The organism is Clostridioides sp. ES-S-0001-03, assembly GCF_020676075.1.
GTDB lineage: Bacteria > Bacillota > Clostridia > Peptostreptococcales > Peptostreptococcaceae > Clostridioides.
Genome location: NZ_JACVWJ010000006.1, coordinates 223,971 through 243,816, shown reverse-complemented (window position 1 = coordinate 243,816; position 19,846 = coordinate 223,971). Strand labels below are relative to the sequence as shown.

The window sequence follows — 19,846 nt, the reverse complement described above, 5'->3', positions numbered from 1 at the left end:
AAAGGGAAAACTTTAGTCAGAGAGATTAAAAAGTATCCTATATAGATTCAAAATTTAGTAAAGTATGGAGGACATTATAATGATTGACAGTAAGAAGAAACGATTTATTATACCACACACTTTTACAATTATATTCTTGCTAATAGTATTAATGGCAATATTAACTTGGATAGTACCAAGTGGTGAATTTAGTAGAGAAGATGTAGAAGGTAGGATGGTTGTTGTATCAGGGACTTATCAAAGTGTAGAAAGTAATCCTCAAGGATTTACGGATGTTTTTAAAGCACCCATAGAAGGCTTTATTGATTCAGCAGAAGTTGTAGGATTTGTTTTAATAGTTGGAGGTGCTTTTGGTATTGTAAATAGAACTGGAGCTATAGAAGCAGGAATAGCATCAGTTATATCGAAGTTTAAAGGAAAAGAACTACTTATAATTCCAATATCAATGATTTTATTTGGTCTTGGAGGTACTACATTTGGGATGGCAGAAGAAACATTACCATTTTATATGATATTTGTTCCACTTATGACATCCTTAGGATATGATTCTCTAACCGCCATTGCGATTGTATTTATAGGAGCAGCGGCAGGAGCGGCTGCATCGACAATAAATCCATTCTCAGTTGGTATTGCACAAGCACTAGCTCAACTTGCTCCTGGTTCAGGAGTAGCATATAGAGTAGTGATTTTTATAGCATATATATTAATCAGTATAGCATTTGTTATGTATTATGCTAAAAAAGTTAAAGAAAACCCTGAAAGCTCAATAGTGTATGAGATAGATAAAAATAATAAATCAATACTTAATCATACTTCAACTGAAATAAAAGAGTTTACTTTTAAAGAAGTATCTGTTCTTGCTATATTTGGAATAGGAATGGCAATAATGATTTGGGGTGTTTTAAGTCAAGGATGGTATATTCCAGAGATATCAATGTGTTTTGCTGCGATAGGTGTACTTTCTGGATTAGTTGGTAGATTGTCACAAAGTGAAATTTCCGATAGTTTCATAGATGGAGCAAAAGATTTAGCATCAGCTGCCCTTGCAATAGCTTTAGCTCGTGGAATTGTAATAATTGCTCAAAATGGATTTATAATAGATACTATATTAAATTCTGCAGCAAGCTTTTTAGGTGGACTTCCAAAGGTTATATTTGTATATCTATCATTTTTCTTGGAAGCTGCGTTGGCATTTTTGATTCCATCATCTTCAGGACTTGCTTCACTTACAGTGCCTGTCCTTGCTCCTCTTGGTGATTTAGTTAATATATCAGCTCAAGTTATAGTAACTGCTTATCAATTTGGGGTAGGTCTTACAAACTTTATAACTCCAACATCTGGAGTACTAATGGGAGCACTTGCAGTAGCTCATATTCCTTTTTCAAAATGGGTAAAATTTATAATGCCTATATTACTGATTTTAACAGCTGTATCTTTAGTTTTTTTAACAATAGGTATATATATAGGTTTTTAATTGAAGAAAATTTAATTTAATATATTTAGAAATTATATAAAATACTAAAAATATGATTATTAATAAATTGCCACCATAAATGTCTTGGTGGCAATTTATTTTATAAACACTTCATTTCAATATTAAAATAAAGTATAGCTTTTTTTAAGAAGAGGTGGCTTTATTTTATTTACAACTATTTATTTAGGACTAGGAGCTCTAAATTTGTTTCTATAATGAAGTAATAAATATAATAATGGTATTGCAAACCATATGAACTGGCATGCTGTTGTGACTGTATCTGAATCAAAATAAAAACTCAATATAATCATTCCAATAGATATAACAAATGATAAATACGCAAAGATCTTACTTGCCTTTTTCCATATTTTTTCATCTCCAATGGCCCAAGCACATTTAGTATCTATGTTCTTATAAATTTGTAGCTTAGGTAATAAATTACCAAAATACATAATTATAATGGCATTTATTATAACTGATACTTTGTCGTTAATTTCATAAGAAAATATCTCATCTATACCTAGTAAAGGAATGATAAACCTTCCAACTGCGACTATTAAAAATAACATTTGTAACCTTCTTGCAGTTTTAACTTTAGGGTTATCTTTTGAAAAACCTAAAATTTCTGGTGCGTTTACATAGTTTATAATTAATAATGCTATAAGTAATATTAAACCTATATTTTCCATAATAGCCTCCTATATCTTTTTAAAAATATCCAAGAAGTTTCCAAGTACTTCTTGAAGGACCGATAAATTAATAGAATAAATCAAAAATTGCCCCATTTTTTCTGAACTAATAAGTTCTGCATCTTTTAAAATATCTAAATGTTTAGATATTGCTGGTTTAGACATATTAAAATGACCTGCTATTTCTCCTGCATTCATATCTCTTTCATTAAGCAATTTTAAAATTTCTCTTCTAGTTTCATCACTTAATGCTTTAAATACTTTTACCATAATATCCTCCCTACTATAGATATAAATATTTAACTAATTAGTTAAATATTTATATCTATAGTATACTCGTATTAGGAAAAAAAATCCACTATTTTTATAACTTTATTATCACAAAATCTTTTAATTTTATCTGATATTTTAATTCTAATTTGAAATATATATGAAGGTTTTTGGAGAATACTTACTTATAATAGGAAAAAATGTTAAAATAAGAATGTAGTTAAATATAAAGAACTGAAATAGCTAACAGTTATTAAACATAGGAGTGTAAAAATTTATGGGATTAAAAGAATTTGATTTTATTGAAGAGTCTATAGAAATGTTGAGGGTAATGTCTCCAACTTTAGAAACTATATCAGATGAAATAGAAGAGTACTTTGAAAATATCTTGGACGAAAAAAATCAAGAGTATATAAATGTAACCTCTAGAATAAAATCAGAATCAAGTTTGAGGGAAAAGATAATTAGAAATAGATATTTAAAAAAATATGGGGAGGCAAGTAATCTTATTCATAATGTATCTGATTTAATAGGACTAAGAATTGAGTGTAGATTTATTGAGGATGAAAATAAGATATATAGGCTTTTAAGAAGATATTTTAATAAAACAGATGATAAAATAAACTATTATAATAAAGAAAATAAAAATATTAAATTAAAATTGTCTGAAAGACAGCCTAATAAGCAAAAAAATGGATTTGAAATATATAAGATAGATGGAGTTTTTGCATATTTAGATAGAGAAGTAAAATTTGAACTTCAAATTAAATCTCTTGTAAATGTGTTTTGGAGTGAGATTGAGCATAAAATAATTTATAAAAATAACACATATTTACTTGCTGATAAATTTATAAAGGATATGATGGACTCTATAAAGAATAATCTTACTATGATAGATAATCAGCTTTTGAGTATTTATAAAAACTTTCATTCAGGAAAGTCTTTTAACATGAAAGTAAGTAAAAAAGAAATTGAAAAACTCTTTGCAAAATTAGTGTATGATGCTTTTTCAGAAAAGATGAATAAAAGTATAGGTTTTGTTGTGGATTTTAAAAAGCCATGTGAAACTATATTAAGTTATTCTTTTAATAAACAAGATATAAGTGATGAAGTTTTAGGCAATTTTATGCTTGATGAGTTTGCAAGATTAAATGAAATTGTAAATAAAGATATAGATTTTAATGACCAAATAGAGTTTGAAAGAGAACCTACATTTGATGATAAGTTCTGTAATGATTTAGGAAATCATTTTAGAAGTAGACTAAATACAGAGTTTCCATGGAATTTATTTTTTAGGATACTATTTGAAATAGAACCATGTAATAACACTGAAGATTTTGAAAACTTTGTAGAGTTTATAAAGGAAAATGTATTGCTTGAAGAAAATAGAGAACAACTTTTAGGTCAATTTGAAGAAGATAGTAATTTTATAATTGAAGATATATATGATTGTATTTTTAATAGCATAAGTGAGGTTGATAGTGTTGAAATTTTATATAACTATAATCTTGAAAAAATCAATTTTACATCAAGTGAAATTATAAATTGTATATGTAGAGAATATGAGTGTTATAGTGAATATTTAGAAGAAAAAGAAAAACTTATGAATGCATTTAAAGAAAAAATTATTCAGATTTTTGAGTAGTCAATCAATGTTGAAATGGCGCAATAGCGCCATTTTTCAAATATAAATAAAAGTATTTTAAAGGAGGCGATTTGTATAGAAAAAACAGGTGTAATTTTAGCAGGAGGGAAAAGTTCTAGAATGGGTAAAGATAAAGCTTTTCTAGAATTACATGAAAAGCCTTTTATTGAAATTGCAATAGAAGTATTTAAAAATTTTGATGAGGTAATAATAGTATCTAACAATGAAGAATTATACTCAAAATATAACATTAAAGTTTATAATGATATAATAAAAAATGTTGGTCCAATAGGAGGAATATATACTGCTCTTAAACATGCAAAGTATGATATAGTTACAGTTGCATGTGATATGCCATATCTAAATAATGAAGTAGTCGAAAAAATAGCTGATGAAATGGATGATAAAAGTGTAATTTCAGTAACAAATGGAAAGTTACAACCATTGTGTTCTGGATACAAAAAGAGTATAATAAATAAAGTATCTTTATGTATAGGGAAAAATGATTTGAAGCTTAGAACTCTTATAGAAAAAATAGATAAAAGCTATATATACTTTGATAACGAAGATTTATTTTTAAATGTAAATACTATTGATGAGTATAAAAAATTGACTGAAGTTTAATTAGCTACGGTTGTAAAATAGAGTAGGATTTATATGGAGGAGAATTTATGAATTTACTTAAATGTGATTCTTGGGCAGTGATATTAAATAATAGTGACGAAGAAAGCAAAGCATATAAAATATTAGATGAACTTAAAAAGAATATGTACAAAGTTGTTGCTATAGATGAAGAGAAAAAGAATATTGAAGGTATAGATGTATATGAGTGCCTAAAAGACGTACCACACAATATTGATGTTGTAGCTATTATAGATAAGCAGTCTAAGATGGAGGCCATTTTAGAAGAGATAGAACTTTTAGACATACAAAATATCTGGTTTGAAAAAGGAAGCTTTAGTGAAATGATTATTAAAAAAATTAAGGATTTAAAATTGAATGTAGAATACAATTTAAGTTTATATGATGAGTTAACTAAGTAAATTTATATATAGAAAATTGATTAGGAACATAATTGGTTAACGAAATATCTTATTTTATAGTATAGATTTCCTAGATAAAGTATTAAATTACAAGATTTATTAAGAAGATTGCTATTTACATGATATAATATATTAAACAGGAATATAAAGGAGTTGATATATTATGTTAATAGTAACTACAGAAAAAGTAGAAGGAAAAAAAATAGCAGAAGTTTTAGGGCTAGTTAGAGGAAGTACGATAAGAGCAAAACATGTTGGAAAAGATATAGGAGCAAGCTTTAAGAATCTTGTTGGAGGAGAACTTACAGGATATAATGAAATGCTTACAGAAGCAAGACAAATTGCAATTGGTAGAATGGTTGAAGATGCAGAATCTAAAGGTGCAAATGCAATAATAGCATTTAGATTGTCTTCAGCTTCAGTTATGCAAGGAGCGGCAGAAATGCTTGCTTATGGAACAGCAGTTATTTTAGAAGATAACAATGATATATCTGAAAAATAAAATATAAGGAATTAGAAAGAGACATCTTTTATAAATTTTATGGATGTCTCTTTTTGTTTGAAAAATATCAGGTAAAAGTAATTTTTAACCATTATAATAATAAAATAAGATGATATTATATAAATAAGTAAAATTATATTATATAATATAAAGTATAGACTTTAAAATTTTTATTAGTAGGAGAAAATATGAACAATGTTATAATAGTTAGAGGGGCTGGAGATTTAGCAACAGCAGTTATACATAAGTTACATAACTGTGGTTTTAAAATAATCGCTTTAGAAGTTGAGACTCCTCTTGCAATAAGAAGGAAAGTTTCTTTTAGTGAGGCTATCTATGAAAAGAAAGTTTCTGTGGAAGGTGTTTATTGTGTGTATTGCAAAGATAAAGCAGAAATAAAAAAAGCTTTAAATAAAAGAAACGTGGCACTAATAATAGACCCAAAAGGTAAATATATAGATGAAATACGTCCTGTAGCGGTTATAGATTGTATACTTGCAAAAAAAAATATTGGAACAAATAAAGCGATGGCACCACTTACAATAGCTTTAGGTCCAGGATTTTGTGCAGGTAAAGATGTAGACATAGTTATTGAAACTATGAGAGGACATAATTTAGGAAAAGTGATAAGAAAAGGATATGCTTTAAAAAATACAGGAATACCAGGTGCTATATTGGGTATAACCAAAGAACGAGTTTTTTATTCTGAGAACGTTGGAATAATAGAAAATGTATGTAATATAGGGGATGTAGTTAAAAAAGGAGATATAATATGTTATATTACTGAAAAAAATGGAAATAAAATAGAAGTGAAAGCTTCTATAGATGGTGTTTTGAGAGGCTTATTGAGAAATGGTTCACAAATAGAAAAAGGATTAAAGATATTGGATATAGACCCTCGAATGGAAGAAGTAAAAAATTCATTTACGATATCAGATAAAGGACGTTGTATAGCAGGAGCAGTTTTAGAAGCATTATTATCAGAAGGAATATTACCAGAATAGGTTCTATTAAATAGATTTTTTATTTATAAAAGTTTAATTAATATATAAAGGGGTGAAACCATATGTTTAATGTAGCAATTATAACGCTTAGTGATAAGGGCTATGAAGGGAAAAGAGAAGACATAACAGGAAAAAAATTAACTGAATTTGTTGAAAATACAGGGAATTATAAAGTTACTGAATACGTGTTGATAAAAGATGATAAGGAAATGTTAAAGGAAAATATTATAAAAATTTGTAACAGTAATAAAGTAGATTTAATTCTTACTAATGGAGGTACTGGATTTTCAAAGAGAGATATAACTCCAGAGGCTACTAAAGATGTTTTAGAAAGAGAGATACCAGGTCTCAGTGAATACATGAGAATGAAATCTACAGAAATTACTAAAAAAGCTATACTAAGTAGGGGTGTAAGTGGAATAAGGAATAATTCTATAATAATAAATTTACCTGGAAGTCCTAAAGGTGCAGTTGAAAATCTAAGTTTCATTATTGATGTCTTAGACCATGGCATAGAAATTTTAAGAGGAGAAGCCACAGAATGTGCCACTAATAACAAAAAATAGTATATAATTCAGATAGATAAAAAATAGACAAAGAGGTAGATAGAGTATGATTGATAAGTATGGAAGAAAAATAGACTACCTTCGTATTTCACTTACAGATAAGTGTAATTTAAGGTGTGTTTATTGTATGCCACCAGATGTTAAATTTGAAAAAAATTATATAAACGATAATCTAAGTTTTGAAGACTATAAATTCATTATAAAGGCTATGTCAGAACAAGGTATAAAAAAGGTTAGATTTACTGGAGGAGAACCTCTTTTATATCCCAATTTAAATGAACTTATAAGGTTTACAAGAGAAGAATGTGGAATAGAAAATATAGGAATGACAACTAATGCTCTTGGACTTTCTGATAGAATCTTTGAGCTTAAAGAATGTGGTCTGAATAAAGTAAATATAAGCTTAGATTCTTTAAAGGAATATAAATATAAATCTGTGACAAGAGGTGGCAATTTAAAAGAAGTATTAAAATCGATTGAGTCATGTTTAAATTTAGGTATAAAAGTAAAGGTAAATTGTGTTGCCATAAATGGATTTAATGATGATGAGCTTAAAGACTTTATGTTTTTAACAGTTAAATCACCAATTGATGTAAGATTTATTGAACTTATGCCATTAGGTGAAGCTAATAGAGTCTACAAAAAAGGATATTTTAATGTAAAAGAAATGGTTGAAAAAATATATGGTTTATATAAAGTTAAAAATGATGAAAAAAGTACAGCAGAATATTATAAGTTTAAAGGAGCAAAAGGAAGAATAGGAATTATAACTCCATTAAGTTGTTCATTTTGCAACACTTGTAATCGTATTAGACTTACCTCTAGTGGTGCAATAAAACTGTGTCTACATTCAAAAGAGGAAATAGATATAAAACCACTTTTACATAAACCATTGTTATTTAGAGAAACTATGAAAGATATAATAAAAGAAAAGCCAGAAAAACATCATTTAATAGAAAATAAATGTAGTGATACAAATAGACGTATGTATGAAATTGGAGGATAGGTAATGTTAACGCACATAAATGAAAAAGGGTATGCTAAAATGGTAGATATAAGTGAAAAAGATGATACAAAGAGAACTGCTATAGCAACAGCTACGATTACTCTTGGTAAAGAAGCTTTAGAAAAGGTAAAAAATGGACAAATAAAAAAGGGAGATGTATTATCTGTAGCTCAAGTTGCAGGGATAATGGGAGCTAAAAATACATCTTCAAATATACCAATGTGCCATCAAATTAAATTGGTTGGATGTGATTTGGAATTTGAGATAGATGATTCTATATCTGCTATTAGAATATATGCAACCTGTAAATCACTTGGTAAAACTGGTGTAGAAATGGAAGCATTAAATGCTTGTTCTTTAGCAGCACTTACAATTTATGATATGTGTAAAGCAGTTGATAAAAAGATGGTTATAAGCAATATACATCTTGTGGAGAAAACTGGTGGAAAATCAGGTGATTTTAAGTTTGAATAATTTAAGAATATATGGGTGAAAATTTGGAGGAAATATGGCTAAAGTAGTGTCAATAAATATAAGTGACAAAAAGGGTGTAATTAAGGTTCCTGTGCAATGTGCAGAACTAAAAATAAATTATGGAATAGTTGGAGATGCACATGCGGGAAACTGGCATCGTCAAATAAGTTTACTTGGAAAAGAAAGTATAGATAAAATGAAGATGAGAGGTTTTGACCAATTAAAATTTGGAGACTTTGCTGAGAATATAACTACAGAAGGAATAGAAGTGTTTTCATTACCTGTTGGTACAAAATTAAAGATAGGCAAATGTGAAGTTGAAGTAACTCAAATAGGTAAAAAGTGTCATAATGGATGTGAAATTAAAAAATTAACAGGGGACTGTGTAATGCCACGTGAAGGAATTTTTGTTAAGGTTTTAAAGGAAGGAATTATAAGTATTGGAGATTCAATAGATATAATTCAATAAAAATTTGATTGAACTTAAAATAAATTTCTGATTATATTTTAAAATTTTATTAAATGTTCGTATAGCCTTGTTTTATAGGCTGTTCGGACATTTTTACTGTCAGTAGATACTTTACAATATTTCAGAATGTGCAGTGTGAAGTATTTTAAATAGATAGATTTAACAATATAACATACTGTTGTATAATGTGAGATATGATTATTTGCTGTACGTTCATGTTGTCGTCCACAGTTGCCTTGGGGTTAAGCACTAACTAAATTTAAAAAAGACCCTACACCTATTCTATCTATATTGGAACAATTAAAAACCGACTCATCACTGTATGTGCGAAAGAGTGTTGCTAATAATTTAAATGACATTTCTAAAACACACCCAGATTTAGTTATAAAGCTTGCGAAGGATTGGTATAGTGTAAATGAATATACTAACTGAATTGTAAAATATGGTTGTAGAACTTTACAAAAAAATGAAAATAATTTGTAAAATTATATTCAATTGTATATAAAAATAATATAAATTTTTATTAAATTTAAAAAATACAAAATATAAATACAGTAATAATATAAAAAATTACATATAAAACTAAAAAATACAAGTAATTTACTTTTTAAGTTGACAAAATATTGCATATATATTATGATATAAATCATAAATAAATAAATAACGTAGATTCGCAGAAGAAGAAAGTAGCATAAAGGAATTTTACAGAGAGTTAGATTTGGCTGAGAACTAATATTGAAATTTGTGTGAAAAGAGCTTTGGAGAATACTATTACAGTTCTATTGTAGTAGTGGTTTAATTCGCCTTAAGAAAATGAGTGAGTAAAATAAATTTTTACTAATAAGAGTGGTAACACGGATTGGTATTCGTCTCTTGGATTTTTTCCAAGAGGCGTTTTTTATTATAAAATTATTTCAGAAAATTTAAAACTATATATTAAATGAAAATTATAAATATATAGTTGTTAATAAATTTATAAATTAGAAAATTGTAAAACAAACAAATTAAATGGTTTTACAATTTTAATGGAGGGATGAAAATGGAAGAAGAAAAAATTAATTATGCCCTGGAACAGGTTCCAGAGAATCAAAAACGTGGTTGGGTAGCTATGTTTTCAGTGCTAGTAGCAATAGGTGTGGATTTATCATCTGTTATTTTAGGAGCTGAGTTAGCTCAAAGTATGCCAATGAAACAAGCAATATTATCAGTAATTGTAGGTTCATTTTTTTCTGCTATTTTGTATACTATATGCTCTTTAGTTGGTTCATCTACAAGCTTATCTACATCTATGATAACAAAATATGTGTTTGGAGAAGCTGGAGCAAAAATATTTTCTCTAGTTATAGGAGTTTCTTTATTAGGATGGTTTGGAGTTCAAGTAGGCTTTTTTGCTCAAAATGCTCAAATAATAATAAAAGATATATTTAATCTAGATGTGAGCATGCAAATTTTAAGCCTCATAGGTGGTCTTTTGATGATGAGTACAGCTATTTATGGATATAAAGCAATGGAAAAATTAAGTGTGTATTCAGTACCATTCTTATTAATTCTTATGATGTTAACTATATTCTTAGCTTTTAAAGCAAATGGAATTCCAGTTGATGATAATATGAAATCGACTATGACATTTGCAGGTGGAGTTTCTCTATCAATGAGTATAATAATAGTTGGAGCAATAGTATCACCTGACATAAGTCGCTGGGCTAAAAGTAGAAGAGATTGTGCACTTTCAAGTTTTCTAGGGATACAATTTGGAAATGCTTTTATGATAGTAGTATCAATAATATTAGTAAAATGTATGGGTACTTCAGATATTATGAGAATTTTTATTACATTAGGAATTGCTATACCAGGTATAATTGTACTTACATTAGCTCAATGGACTACAAATACAAGCAATGTATATTCTGCATCACTAAGTATAGCTCTTGTACTAAAAAAAGCTCCTGAAAAAGTATTAACTATAGTTCTTGGTGTTGTAGCAACTTTATTAGCTGTATTTGGAATATATGAAGGATTTATAGGATTTTTAAATTTACTTGGAATTGTTATTGCACCTGTTGGTGGTGTGTATACAGCAGAATATTATATAGTAAAACAAGAACTTAAAGGATTTGATAAGGGGATAGCATACAAACCAATAGTTAAACATTCAATAATATCTTGGATAATTGGTATATTAATAACATACCTTTCTACATATGGATTTATAACTCTTACTACTATAGCACCTTTAGATGGATTTATAGCAGGATTTATAATACAATCAATTATTGGAAAAGTGATTTGTTCATCAAAAAACAAACAAGAAGCAGAAAAAGCAGTTTAATGAAATATGCTTGTAAAGTATAAAATAAATTTGGAATATGAGGAGAAAGTAACATGAGATTTTTAACAGAAGAAAGCGTGGATAAAATAGCAGTTGGCGCAGCAGTGCTTGGAACAGGAGGAGGAGGAGACCCATACATAGGTAAATTAGTTGCAAAACAAGCAATTAAAAAGTATGGGCCTGTAAAAGTGATTAGTTTAGATGAGCTAGAGGATGATGCTTTAGTAGTACCAGTATCTGGTATGGGTTCCCCTGTAATTACAATAGAAAAATTACTTTCTGAAGTGGAATTAACTACTCCTTTAGAGATAATGGAAAAATTATTGAATAGAAAAGTTGATGTTATAATTCCTATAGAAATAGGAGGAATAAATTCACTTATGCCAATAGCAGTTGCTGCAAAAAAAGGGCTTCCTATTTTGGATGCAGATTCTATGGGTAGAGCGTTTCCGGAAGCTCAAATGGTAACTTTTTATCTTGAAGGATATGAAGCATCACCTGCTGTAATGGCTGATGAAAAGGGTAATTCAGCCATCCTTTATCCTGTTGATGGAATTTGGTCAGAAAGATTGGCTAGAACTTTAACAGTAGAAATGGGAGGAAGTTCTTCTATTAGTGACTATAATTTAAGTGGAGCTCAAGTTAAAAAAGCTGCGATAGGAAATACCTTGACTATAGCTGAAACTATAGGAGGATTTTTACTTGAGAATAAGTCAGACTCAAAAGGTGCTATTGAAAATATATTGAAAGAATTAAAAGGGTATAAATTATTTGAAGGAAAAGTAGTTGATATTAAAAGAGAGTTAAAAGGTGGTTTTACTAGAGGGCATGCATTCTTCGCTGGAATTAATGGATATGATGGAGAATACTCTGTACTATTTCAAAATGAAAATCTAATTGCAAAAAAAGGTAGTACACCACTTTGTATTACGCCAGATTTAATAGCAATATTAGATTTAGAAACTGGATTCCCAATAACTACAGAAAGAATAAAATATGGTTCTCGTGTGATGGTAGTAGCTTTTCCTTGTAATGAAAAATGGAGAACTAAAAAAGGAATTGAGACAGTTGGACCTGAATACTTTGGATATGATGTAGAGTATAAAACAGTAGAAGAATTACAAGGAAAATAAAAATTTAGGGGGAAATTTTGATGTATCGTGTAGGAATTGACGTTGGAGGAACAAATACAGATGCTTGTATACTGGATAAGGAATTAAAAGTAATCCATTCAGTTAAAGTAGCAACTACAAAAGATGTTGAAACTGGTGTTTATAATGCCTTAAAAAAAGTTATAGATGAAAGTAAAATTGACCATTCATTAATAAAATATGCTATGCTTGGTACAACTCACTGTACAAATGCAATAGTAGAAAGAAAAAGACTTAATAATGTAGCAATGATAAGAATTGGAAAACCAGCAACCACTGCTATTTTACCATTTATAGATTGGCCAGAAGATTTAAGAGAAAAAATAGAATTAGATTCAATATTGATATCTGGTGGTTATGAGTTTGATGGAAGAAAGATAAATGAACTTTGTAAAGATGAAGTTGTAGATTTTTGCAATAAGATAAAAGGCAAGGTAGAAAGTGTTGCAATAAGTGGAGTATTTGCTCCTGTAAATAAACAACAAGAAGAAGAAGTTGCAAGATGGGTTAGAGAGATTCTTGGTGATATTCCAATATCCTTATCAAATGAAATAGGTAATATAGGTATACTGGAAAGAGAAAACGGAGCAATTTTAAACTCTGCATTGTCTAGAGTAGGTAAGGCTGTTTCTTTAGGATTTGAAAAAGCATTGAAAGATTTAGGAATAGATGCAGAAATATATTTTAGTCAAAATGATGGAACATTAATGAATTTGGAGTACACAATGAAGTATCCTATTTTCACAATTGGATGTGGAATAACAAATTCTATAAGGGGAGCGTCTTTCTTATCAAAAGTAAAAAATGCAATAGTACTAGATGTTGGAGGAACTACGAGTGATTTAGGTGTATTATACAATGGATTTCCTAGAGAATCTTCAATTCCTGTTACAATTGGAGGAGTACATACGAACTTTAGAATGCCTGATGTTTTAACTATTGGACTTGCTGGAGGAACTTGTGTAAAAGGCGAAAAAGACAATATAAAAATAGGTCCTGAGAGTGTAGGGTATAGAATAACTGAAGATGCAATAATATTTGGTGGTGATACTTTAACTTTATCAGATGTTGTTACAAAGTTAGGCATGGCATTTGAGGATAGAAAAAATAATGTTGAAAATTTAGATAAAGATTATTGTGATGAGGTATATAAAAAAGTAATTTTAAAACTAGAAGATGCTGTAGACCAAATGAAGACTAGCCAAAATGATGTTGAATTAGTTTTAACTGGTGGAGGAAGTATAATTGTTCCAGAAAAACTAAAAGGTATAAGTGATGTTATAAGACCTCCTCATTATACTGCAGCAAATGCTATTGGTGCAGCTTTAGGGCAAATAAGTGGGGATGTAGAAAAAGTGTACAGCTTAGATAAAATGTCTAGAGAAGATGCTATAGAAGACGCAAAACAAGAAGCCATAAACAAAGCTTTAAAAGCAGGTGCTAAAAAGGATACTATAGAAGTATTAAATATAGAAGATGTTCCACTTGCATATCTTCCAGGTAATGCACTCCTTATAAAAGTGAAAGTTGTTGGAGATTTGATATAATTTAAAGAAAATTTAAGTCTTTTTGAATATGTTTTAGATATAAAAAAATCGGTGCATAGTTTGTACCGATTTTTTATATTTATTAGTAGAGAACTCGTTTTTTTGCTTCTGCTATAGCTCTAGCAGCACTTTTTGCCTCAACTCTTTTTTCTTCCTCTCTTTTAAAAGCATTTATTGTATCATTTAAATTTTTATCGTGTTCATTTTTTTCTTTGTCTTCGTTTTCTCTGTAAACTAATACATAATCTATTATTGATTCATTTATTATTTGAGATATACTTTTATTTTCATTAATTCCTATTCTTTTAACTTCTTTAAGTAATGTTTCATCAATGTGAACTGTTGTTTGTTTTGTATTTTTTGCCATCTTAATCACCTCTTAAAAAAATTTTAACATTAAAATTTTTTCTAGTCAATAAATTTTAATGTTAAAATTCTTTAAAAGTTTTTATTTGTTTTTCTAAAACTTTCTATTTTGTTTATCATATTTTTTTTAATATTTTCTCCTAATACAGAAGATTTTAGTCTAGGATTTTCAATATGGTCATAAATTGGTTCTAGGAATTCAACTTCAACAGGAACAGAGTTAATTTTACCAATAGGTTGATATCCTTCATAAGTATCTTTTGAATTTTTTATGACTAATGGAACAATAGGACACTTTGCTTTATATGCTATTTTTAAGGCTCCACTTCTAAAATCTGATACTAGAGAATTTGGTTCTTTAATCCAGGTTAAATCTCCTTCTGGAAACACTGCCATACTCTGACCTGTAAGTATATTTTGTGAGGCTTCAGCAATACTTTTAATCCCTTCTCTATTATTTTTTCTGTTTACATATACACATCGTAACAACTTCGCCCATTCTTTAAATATAGGTATATTTCTCCAAACTGGCTCATCTGCAATTACACATCCAATTGGTCTTTCTACACTTGCTGCTAGGATAAAACTATCAAGCATACTTGAATGATTTACAACAAATAAGATTGGTTCTTTTGGTAATGTTTCTTTGCCAAGTATATTAAGGTCTATATTTACTATATCTAAAGATTTTTTAGCTTGTTTTTGCATAAATTCAAATTTTTCTTTTAAGTTAAATTTATCTGGATTTTTTTTGATTTTTATAAGTTTAGGTATAGAAGATGTAAAGCCTATGAGCTGATATGTAGCAAATTTTAAGTAATTATTCATAAAATTATCTCCTTAAAATAAAATTGTTTATTACTGTAAAGATTTTAACATAAAATGAAATTTAAGTCTATTTTAATTGGGATTTATAACTTACACTTAAAATAGACTTATTCTGAAATTTTTATACTTATAATTTTATTAATAAAATTATATCAATAATGTAGTATTCTATTAGATTAGCTAAATAACCTTTAAATATTATTTTGTACAAATATAAGAATCCAATATAGTATTGTTTTAAATCTTATATTATGCTAAAATTTATTTGTATTTTATAAATTACAAAAATATATAGTTTAGTTTTCTAGGGTTCCGCATTTTATAATGGGCAGGTCCAAGAGAAAACGCACAGTTATTGTGTACACGGAAGGATAAAAGCCTGGGAGATATTTAATAATATTTCTGTAGGCTTTTTTATTTTTATATATTTTAAAGTTGAGGAGGTATTCTAATGAAAAAATTTGTTGTTGAGGATGAGTTTTGGAACCTATTTCCTAGTTCAAAGATAGGAGTTGTTATTTGTAAGGACATAGACAACTCTATAAAGGATAAAGAAGAATACAAGGAAATGATTTTGCAGGGAGAAAAAGAGGCATTAAAACACTTGAAGGATTTAGAATTTAGCAATAACCAAGTAATTAAAGTATGGAGAGAAGCATTCAAAAAATTTAAAACGAAAAAAGGAGCAAGGTCATCTATTGAGGCATTGCTAAAAAGAGTTCATAATGGAAATCATATAGCAACTATTAACCCCTTAGTGGATATTTACAATTCTATTTCGCTAAAATATGCATTGCCTTGTGGTGGAGAAGACATAGACAAATTTATGGGAGATATTAGGTTGACTAGAGCAGTTGGAAATGAAGAATTTATACCATTAGGAACAGAAGAAAACTCATCTCCATATGAAGGTGAGATAGTCTATAAAGATAATGAAGGTGCAATTTGTAGATGTTGGAATTGGCGTGAAGCAGTGAGGACAATGCTTACTGAAAATACAAATAATGCATTTTTATGTATTGAATTAGTAGATGAAAGTAGATTTGAAGAATTTGAGAATGCCTTGAATTATTTGGCGAAAACAGTTCAAGAAAATTTAGGTGGAACATGTAAAATTTCAATTTTAGATATTAATAATAAAGAAGTATCAATAAATTAATTTTGAGAGGATAGAGTAATGAGTGGTTTTAGTTATAAAGATATTTATATTGAGGATGGAAAAAGAGTATTAGAAGTAAATATACTTCCTGAAAAGTATTGTAACTTTGATTGTATATTCTGTCCTATTGGAAGGTCATATAATAAAGTGGATACACTTCAATCATTTGACAAGATGGATGACTCACTTAGAGAATTAGAAAGTATAATAGAAAAGCATAAGGCAGAACTAGTTTTCATTAATTCAAAAGGAGAATCACTATTGAATGATAAAATTTGTGATGTAATCGAGTTAGTAAAGCGCAAAAGAGTGCCTGTACGATTACTTTCTAATGGATATTTATTAGGTAAAGACGAATATATAGAAATAGCCAATATGTGTGATGAAGTCATTGGAGAGATAAAAACAATATCGGAAAAAGATTTTCAAAAAATTCAGAGACCAATTATAGGATATACTCTAGAAGAATATATTTCAAATATGATTTTATTTAATAAACAGTATAAAGGAAAATTTATTTTAGAAGTAACAATTATAAAGGAATATAATGATAATGAGGAATCTATTAATAAGATAAAAAGTATTATTTATGAATTATCTCCAGATAAAGTAATTGTTGAAAGAATGAACGATGAAAAATTTAAGCAAAAATTTGATATATCTAGTGAAAAATTTGATAAAATTTCAAAAACGTTATTAAACTTTTGAAAACATTAATGAAAAATATTTATATATGAAATAAAAATCTAATAGAGCTAATCTATTGGATTTTTTATATATAATATACTATGTATCTTTACTGAAATAACCCTTATTTATGAAGAGTATTTTATATTTAGGAGAGGGATTTTTTTATTTGTCCAAATAATATTATTTACTTAATTAATAATTATATTGTATATTACCAATAAAAAAAGACTCTTAAAAGAGTCTTTTCCGAAAAAATCTATATAATTATAATATAGTTATGTTTTCTGCTTGCTGACCTCTAGCACCTTTAACTATATCAAAGCTTACTTTTTGACCTTCTTCTAATGATTTAAATCCTGAAGTTTGTATAGCTGAGAAATGAGCAAATACATCATCTCCACCTTCTACTGTTATAAAACCAAATCCTTTTTCGTTGTTAAACCATTTCACTATTCCATTATTCATTAAAAATACTCCTATTAACCTATATCAAGATATACTTGATTTAATTGTGTATTACCACAAATACTATTGTATCATAGATTAATACAAATGTCTACTTAATTGTAATTTTTAGTTAACATTTTTTGCTTATGCTTAACCATAAAAAATTGAAAAGCTTTGTGTTACTATATATTGGTGTAAATGCAGATAAAATACTTTACTAACATTTAATTGACATAAATATTAAAATATAAAATTAAGAGATTTAAAAATCAATGTTTATTTGTGAAAAAAATAGATAGCTATTATTTTATATTGAATAATAGCTATCTATCTTAGAGAATATACAATTATGTATTAAGGTATTAATATTTTAATTTATATACAATATAAAATATATAAATATGATACTATTATAAAGCTAGAGAAGCCCATTTTTCACATTGAGAAATTCTTTTTCCATCATCACCTTGTTCTTTATCATATGCAAATTGAGTTAATATTTCACATGGAAATGTGTCACATAGGCCACAATGTGTAAGATTTTTATTCTCACAACATGATTTTACAGGACATTCTTCAGACCAAAAAGGTTTATCAATATTTGTACATCCAGCGCAATTTACATCTTCCTTATACTTACATTCACAACACAAAATTCCACATCTTGATTCTATCATTTTAAATCCTCCTCAAATATAAACTTTAATATAATCATATGTTAAAATTTATATTTCTCATTGTAAAAATCAGACAAATTTTTTATATAGGTTGTTGGATTAACACCACAAATAGATTTAAAATCATTTATAAAGTGAGATTGGTCATAATAACCTATATTTTGAGCTAAAGTTGTAAATGATATATTATTACTTTGTATTTCTTGTAGTACTGTATTTATACGTAATAATCTAAGGTATGTCTTAACACTCATACCAAGAGAATTATTAAAAATCCTATTTAAATGGCGTTCACTATAACAACTAATTTGAGCAATATTTTTAACAGACATAATAGAGTTTTGTTTCCTAGCATCTATAAGAATTGGTATTGTTAAATCTTTTATATTAGATTTAAATAAGTACGATAAAAATAACCTATCGAATTGTTCGATGAGTTCTTTAAGAGTACTGGATTTTTCAAAGATAGAATTAGTTTCTAAATCAAGTTGAGTGTTAAAGTCTTTAACAGGGATTATTAAATCGGCTGATTCTATCTGAGGAAAACCTGTTAAATAGTATACTCCACATGGAAGAAATTCAACAAATATTCTAAATAGTACATTTTCTATATCATTTTTTACAATAATAGTTTTTGTTGTAGCACCCCAAAATTTGCTGGTTATATCTTTTTTACTAAATTCAAATACGATACATCCACTGGCATCAGGTATCAATGTCAGGTTTTCTATAGAATTTTTATCTGGAAAAGTTATTGTATAGTGAGCTATATATGGTCTTAATAATTTGTGTGGTGAAATATATATATCATGATTGTGATTTTTCAGCATGTTTTTAATTTTTTCTATCATAAGTATATCCCCCTGATACTATTTAGTGATAAATAGATATAGTTTAATTTTAGTATTTTATGTAATAAAACATTCTGATAAAAAAGTTTCACTGAGAGTATAAAGTATATAGAATAATTATAAAATAAAGTCTAAAAATGTACAATTATTAAAAAAAATATATGAACTCATGAAACTGGCATATTAGATAGAGTTAGGTATAAACTAAACACAGAAAATAATAGTGTTACTTTTATAATAGATACATATAAAGATATTTTTAAGAATAAAATTTATTATTAAATAAAAAATAAGGGAGAGTGATTTAATAGAATGGCATCAAAACAAATACCAAGAAATAATTTAGAAAAGTTTTTAAGAATAAGAGTTCTATCACATACAGGCGACAAAATACATATAAAATTACCTGTAAATTTTGCAAAGAGAATGATTGAAAACAATGCTTTAGATTTATTTAATGGAAAAGATGATGTAGTTGATGGTAAAAAAGTTACTGAAATACTAGTTAAGGCATTTGACTATGATTTAACTGGAGAAGTGGTTCATCTAGAAAGAAAAAATGGGGATATTATTAAAGTATCAATTGTGCAATAAAATTAATTTATAGGAATTTCAATTTGATGTAATTATAAAAAGATTATATAAAAAATGAATTATTT

General features: G+C 27.6%; 23 protein-coding genes, 1 pseudogene, 1 riboswitch and 1 other annotated feature. Of the genes and pseudogenes, 17 read left to right on the top strand and 7 right to left on the bottom strand.

The annotated features are described in order from the left end of the window. Positions 1-79 precede the first annotated feature (79 nt). Complete coding sequence (locus tag IC174_RS14380; protein WP_227483238.1) at positions 80-1,474, top strand: YfcC family protein; 1,395 nt, start codon at positions 80-82, stop codon at positions 1,472-1,474. A gap of 179 nt (positions 1,475-1,653) precedes the next feature. On the opposite strand, the gene IC174_RS14375 is transcribed toward IC174_RS14380, so the two are convergent. Next, the gene (locus IC174_RS14375) at positions 1,654-2,163 is read right to left on the bottom strand and encodes an SdpI family protein (protein ID WP_227433202.1); all 510 of its coding nucleotides are present in this window, start codon (positions 2,161-2,163) and stop codon (positions 1,654-1,656) included. A gap of 9 nt (positions 2,164-2,172) precedes the next feature. Then, positions 2,173-2,433 carry an autorepressor SdpR family transcription factor gene (locus IC174_RS14370; RefSeq protein WP_227433203.1) on the bottom strand — a complete coding sequence of 87 codons (261 nt, stop codon included), beginning with the start codon at positions 2,431-2,433 and terminating at the stop codon, positions 2,173-2,175. Between the two features lie 277 nt (positions 2,434-2,710). Between IC174_RS14370 and IC174_RS14365 the strand changes: the two genes are divergently transcribed. The 13 genes and pseudogenes from IC174_RS14365 (at position 2,711) to IC174_RS14305 (ending at position 14,169) form a co-directional block, all read left to right on the top strand. Then, a complete protein-coding gene (locus IC174_RS14365) occupies positions 2,711-4,078 on the top strand; it encodes a GTP pyrophosphokinase family protein (RefSeq protein ID WP_227433204.1) in 1,368 nt (455 codons plus the stop codon). Positions 4,079-4,120: 42 nt separating this feature from the next. After that, positions 4,121-4,702 carry a molybdenum cofactor guanylyltransferase gene (locus IC174_RS14360; protein ID WP_227483266.1) on the top strand — a complete coding sequence of 194 codons (582 nt, stop codon included), beginning with the start codon at positions 4,121-4,123 and terminating at the stop codon, positions 4,700-4,702. Positions 4,703-4,749: 47 nt separating this feature from the next. Beyond that, a complete protein-coding gene (locus tag IC174_RS14355; protein ID WP_227433205.1) occupies positions 4,750-5,121 on the top strand; it encodes a CoA-binding protein in 372 nt (123 codons plus the stop codon). A 163-nt stretch (positions 5,122-5,284) separates the two neighbouring features. After that, on the top strand, positions 5,285-5,623 hold the full coding sequence (locus IC174_RS14350; protein WP_227433206.1) for a heavy metal-binding domain-containing protein: 339 nt from the start codon (positions 5,285-5,287) through the stop codon (positions 5,621-5,623). Between the two features lie 188 nt (positions 5,624-5,811). Next, complete coding sequence (gene yqeB, locus IC174_RS14345; protein ID WP_227433207.1) at positions 5,812-6,627, top strand: selenium-dependent molybdenum cofactor biosynthesis protein YqeB; 816 nt, start codon at positions 5,812-5,814, stop codon at positions 6,625-6,627. A 62-nt stretch (positions 6,628-6,689) separates the two neighbouring features. Then, positions 6,690-7,193, top strand: a complete 504-nt coding sequence (locus IC174_RS14340) for a molybdenum cofactor biosynthesis protein B (RefSeq protein WP_227483237.1) — start codon at positions 6,690-6,692, stop codon at positions 7,191-7,193. A gap of 46 nt (positions 7,194-7,239) precedes the next feature. Beyond that, positions 7,240-8,199 (top strand): GTP 3',8-cyclase MoaA, encoded by a 960-nt coding sequence (gene moaA / locus IC174_RS14335; protein WP_227433209.1) that lies wholly within the window; start codon positions 7,240-7,242, stop codon positions 8,197-8,199. A 3-nt stretch (positions 8,200-8,202) separates the two neighbouring features. Further along, positions 8,203-8,673 (top strand): cyclic pyranopterin monophosphate synthase MoaC, encoded by a 471-nt coding sequence (moaC, locus tag IC174_RS14330; protein ID WP_227433210.1) that lies wholly within the window; start codon positions 8,203-8,205, stop codon positions 8,671-8,673. A 34-nt stretch (positions 8,674-8,707) separates the two neighbouring features. After that, a complete protein-coding gene (locus IC174_RS14325; protein WP_227433211.1) occupies positions 8,708-9,142 on the top strand; it encodes an MOSC domain-containing protein in 435 nt (144 codons plus the stop codon). A 273-nt stretch (positions 9,143-9,415) separates the two neighbouring features. After that, positions 9,416-9,574, top strand: a pseudogene (locus IC174_RS14320) (hypothetical protein); the annotation flags it as partial. Positions 9,575-9,807: 233 nt separating this feature from the next. Beyond that, positions 9,808-10,019 (top strand) — a binding site (T-box leader). Between the two features lie 162 nt (positions 10,020-10,181). Then, positions 10,182-11,471: a cytosine permease gene (locus IC174_RS14315; protein WP_227433212.1), complete on the top strand. Its 1,290-nt coding sequence runs from the start codon at positions 10,182-10,184 to the stop codon at positions 11,469-11,471. A gap of 53 nt (positions 11,472-11,524) precedes the next feature. Continuing rightward, a complete protein-coding gene (locus IC174_RS14310) occupies positions 11,525-12,604 on the top strand; it encodes a DUF917 domain-containing protein (protein ID WP_227433213.1) in 1,080 nt (359 codons plus the stop codon). Between the two features lie 20 nt (positions 12,605-12,624). Next, on the top strand, positions 12,625-14,169 hold the full coding sequence (locus IC174_RS14305; protein ID WP_227483236.1) for a hydantoinase/oxoprolinase family protein: 1,545 nt from the start codon (positions 12,625-12,627) through the stop codon (positions 14,167-14,169). Between the two features lie 82 nt (positions 14,170-14,251). Here IC174_RS14305 and IC174_RS14300 read toward each other — a convergent pair whose 3' ends face one another. Continuing rightward, entirely contained in the window at positions 14,252-14,536 is a 285-nt protein-coding gene (locus IC174_RS14300; RefSeq protein WP_227433215.1) for a transcriptional regulator, read from the bottom strand. A gap of 71 nt (positions 14,537-14,607) precedes the next feature. Beyond that, positions 14,608-15,363, bottom strand: coding sequence for a lysophospholipid acyltransferase family protein (locus IC174_RS14295; RefSeq protein WP_227483235.1), 756 nt, complete (start codon positions 15,361-15,363; stop codon positions 14,608-14,610). A 293-nt stretch (positions 15,364-15,656) separates the two neighbouring features. Continuing rightward, positions 15,657-15,751, top strand: a riboswitch (guanidine-I (ykkC/yxkD leader). A 63-nt stretch (positions 15,752-15,814) separates the two neighbouring features. Between IC174_RS14295 and IC174_RS14290 the strand changes: the two genes are divergently transcribed. Together IC174_RS14290 and IC174_RS14285 are read left to right on the top strand one after the other, a co-directional pair. Next, the gene (locus IC174_RS14290; RefSeq protein ID WP_227483234.1) at positions 15,815-16,522 is read left to right on the top strand and encodes a B3/4 domain-containing protein; all 708 of its coding nucleotides are present in this window, start codon (positions 15,815-15,817) and stop codon (positions 16,520-16,522) included. Positions 16,523-16,540: 18 nt separating this feature from the next. Continuing rightward, positions 16,541-17,230 carry a radical SAM protein gene (locus IC174_RS14285; RefSeq protein WP_227433217.1) on the top strand — a complete coding sequence of 230 codons (690 nt, stop codon included), beginning with the start codon at positions 16,541-16,543 and terminating at the stop codon, positions 17,228-17,230. Positions 17,231-17,476: 246 nt separating this feature from the next. On the opposite strand, the gene IC174_RS14280 is transcribed toward IC174_RS14285, so the two are convergent. The 3 genes from IC174_RS14280 to IC174_RS14270 all read right to left on the bottom strand — a co-directional run bounded on the left by IC174_RS14280 (position 17,477) and on the right by IC174_RS14270 (position 19,187). After that, positions 17,477-17,677 carry a cold-shock protein gene (locus IC174_RS14280; RefSeq protein ID WP_227433218.1) on the bottom strand — a complete coding sequence of 67 codons (201 nt, stop codon included), beginning with the start codon at positions 17,675-17,677 and terminating at the stop codon, positions 17,477-17,479. 392 nt (positions 17,678-18,069) lie between these two features. After that, the gene (locus tag IC174_RS14275) at positions 18,070-18,336 is read right to left on the bottom strand and encodes a DUF3795 domain-containing protein (RefSeq protein ID WP_227483233.1); all 267 of its coding nucleotides are present in this window, start codon (positions 18,334-18,336) and stop codon (positions 18,070-18,072) included. A gap of 41 nt (positions 18,337-18,377) precedes the next feature. Continuing rightward, positions 18,378-19,187 (bottom strand): helix-turn-helix transcriptional regulator, encoded by an 810-nt coding sequence (locus IC174_RS14270; RefSeq protein WP_227483232.1) that lies wholly within the window; start codon positions 19,185-19,187, stop codon positions 18,378-18,380. A gap of 312 nt (positions 19,188-19,499) precedes the next feature. On the opposite strand from IC174_RS14270, the gene IC174_RS14265 reads away from it, so the two are divergent. Further along, positions 19,500-19,781 carry a hypothetical protein gene (locus IC174_RS14265; RefSeq protein WP_004454426.1) on the top strand — a complete coding sequence of 94 codons (282 nt, stop codon included), beginning with the start codon at positions 19,500-19,502 and terminating at the stop codon, positions 19,779-19,781. The last annotated feature ends 65 nt before the right edge of the window (positions 19,782-19,846 follow it).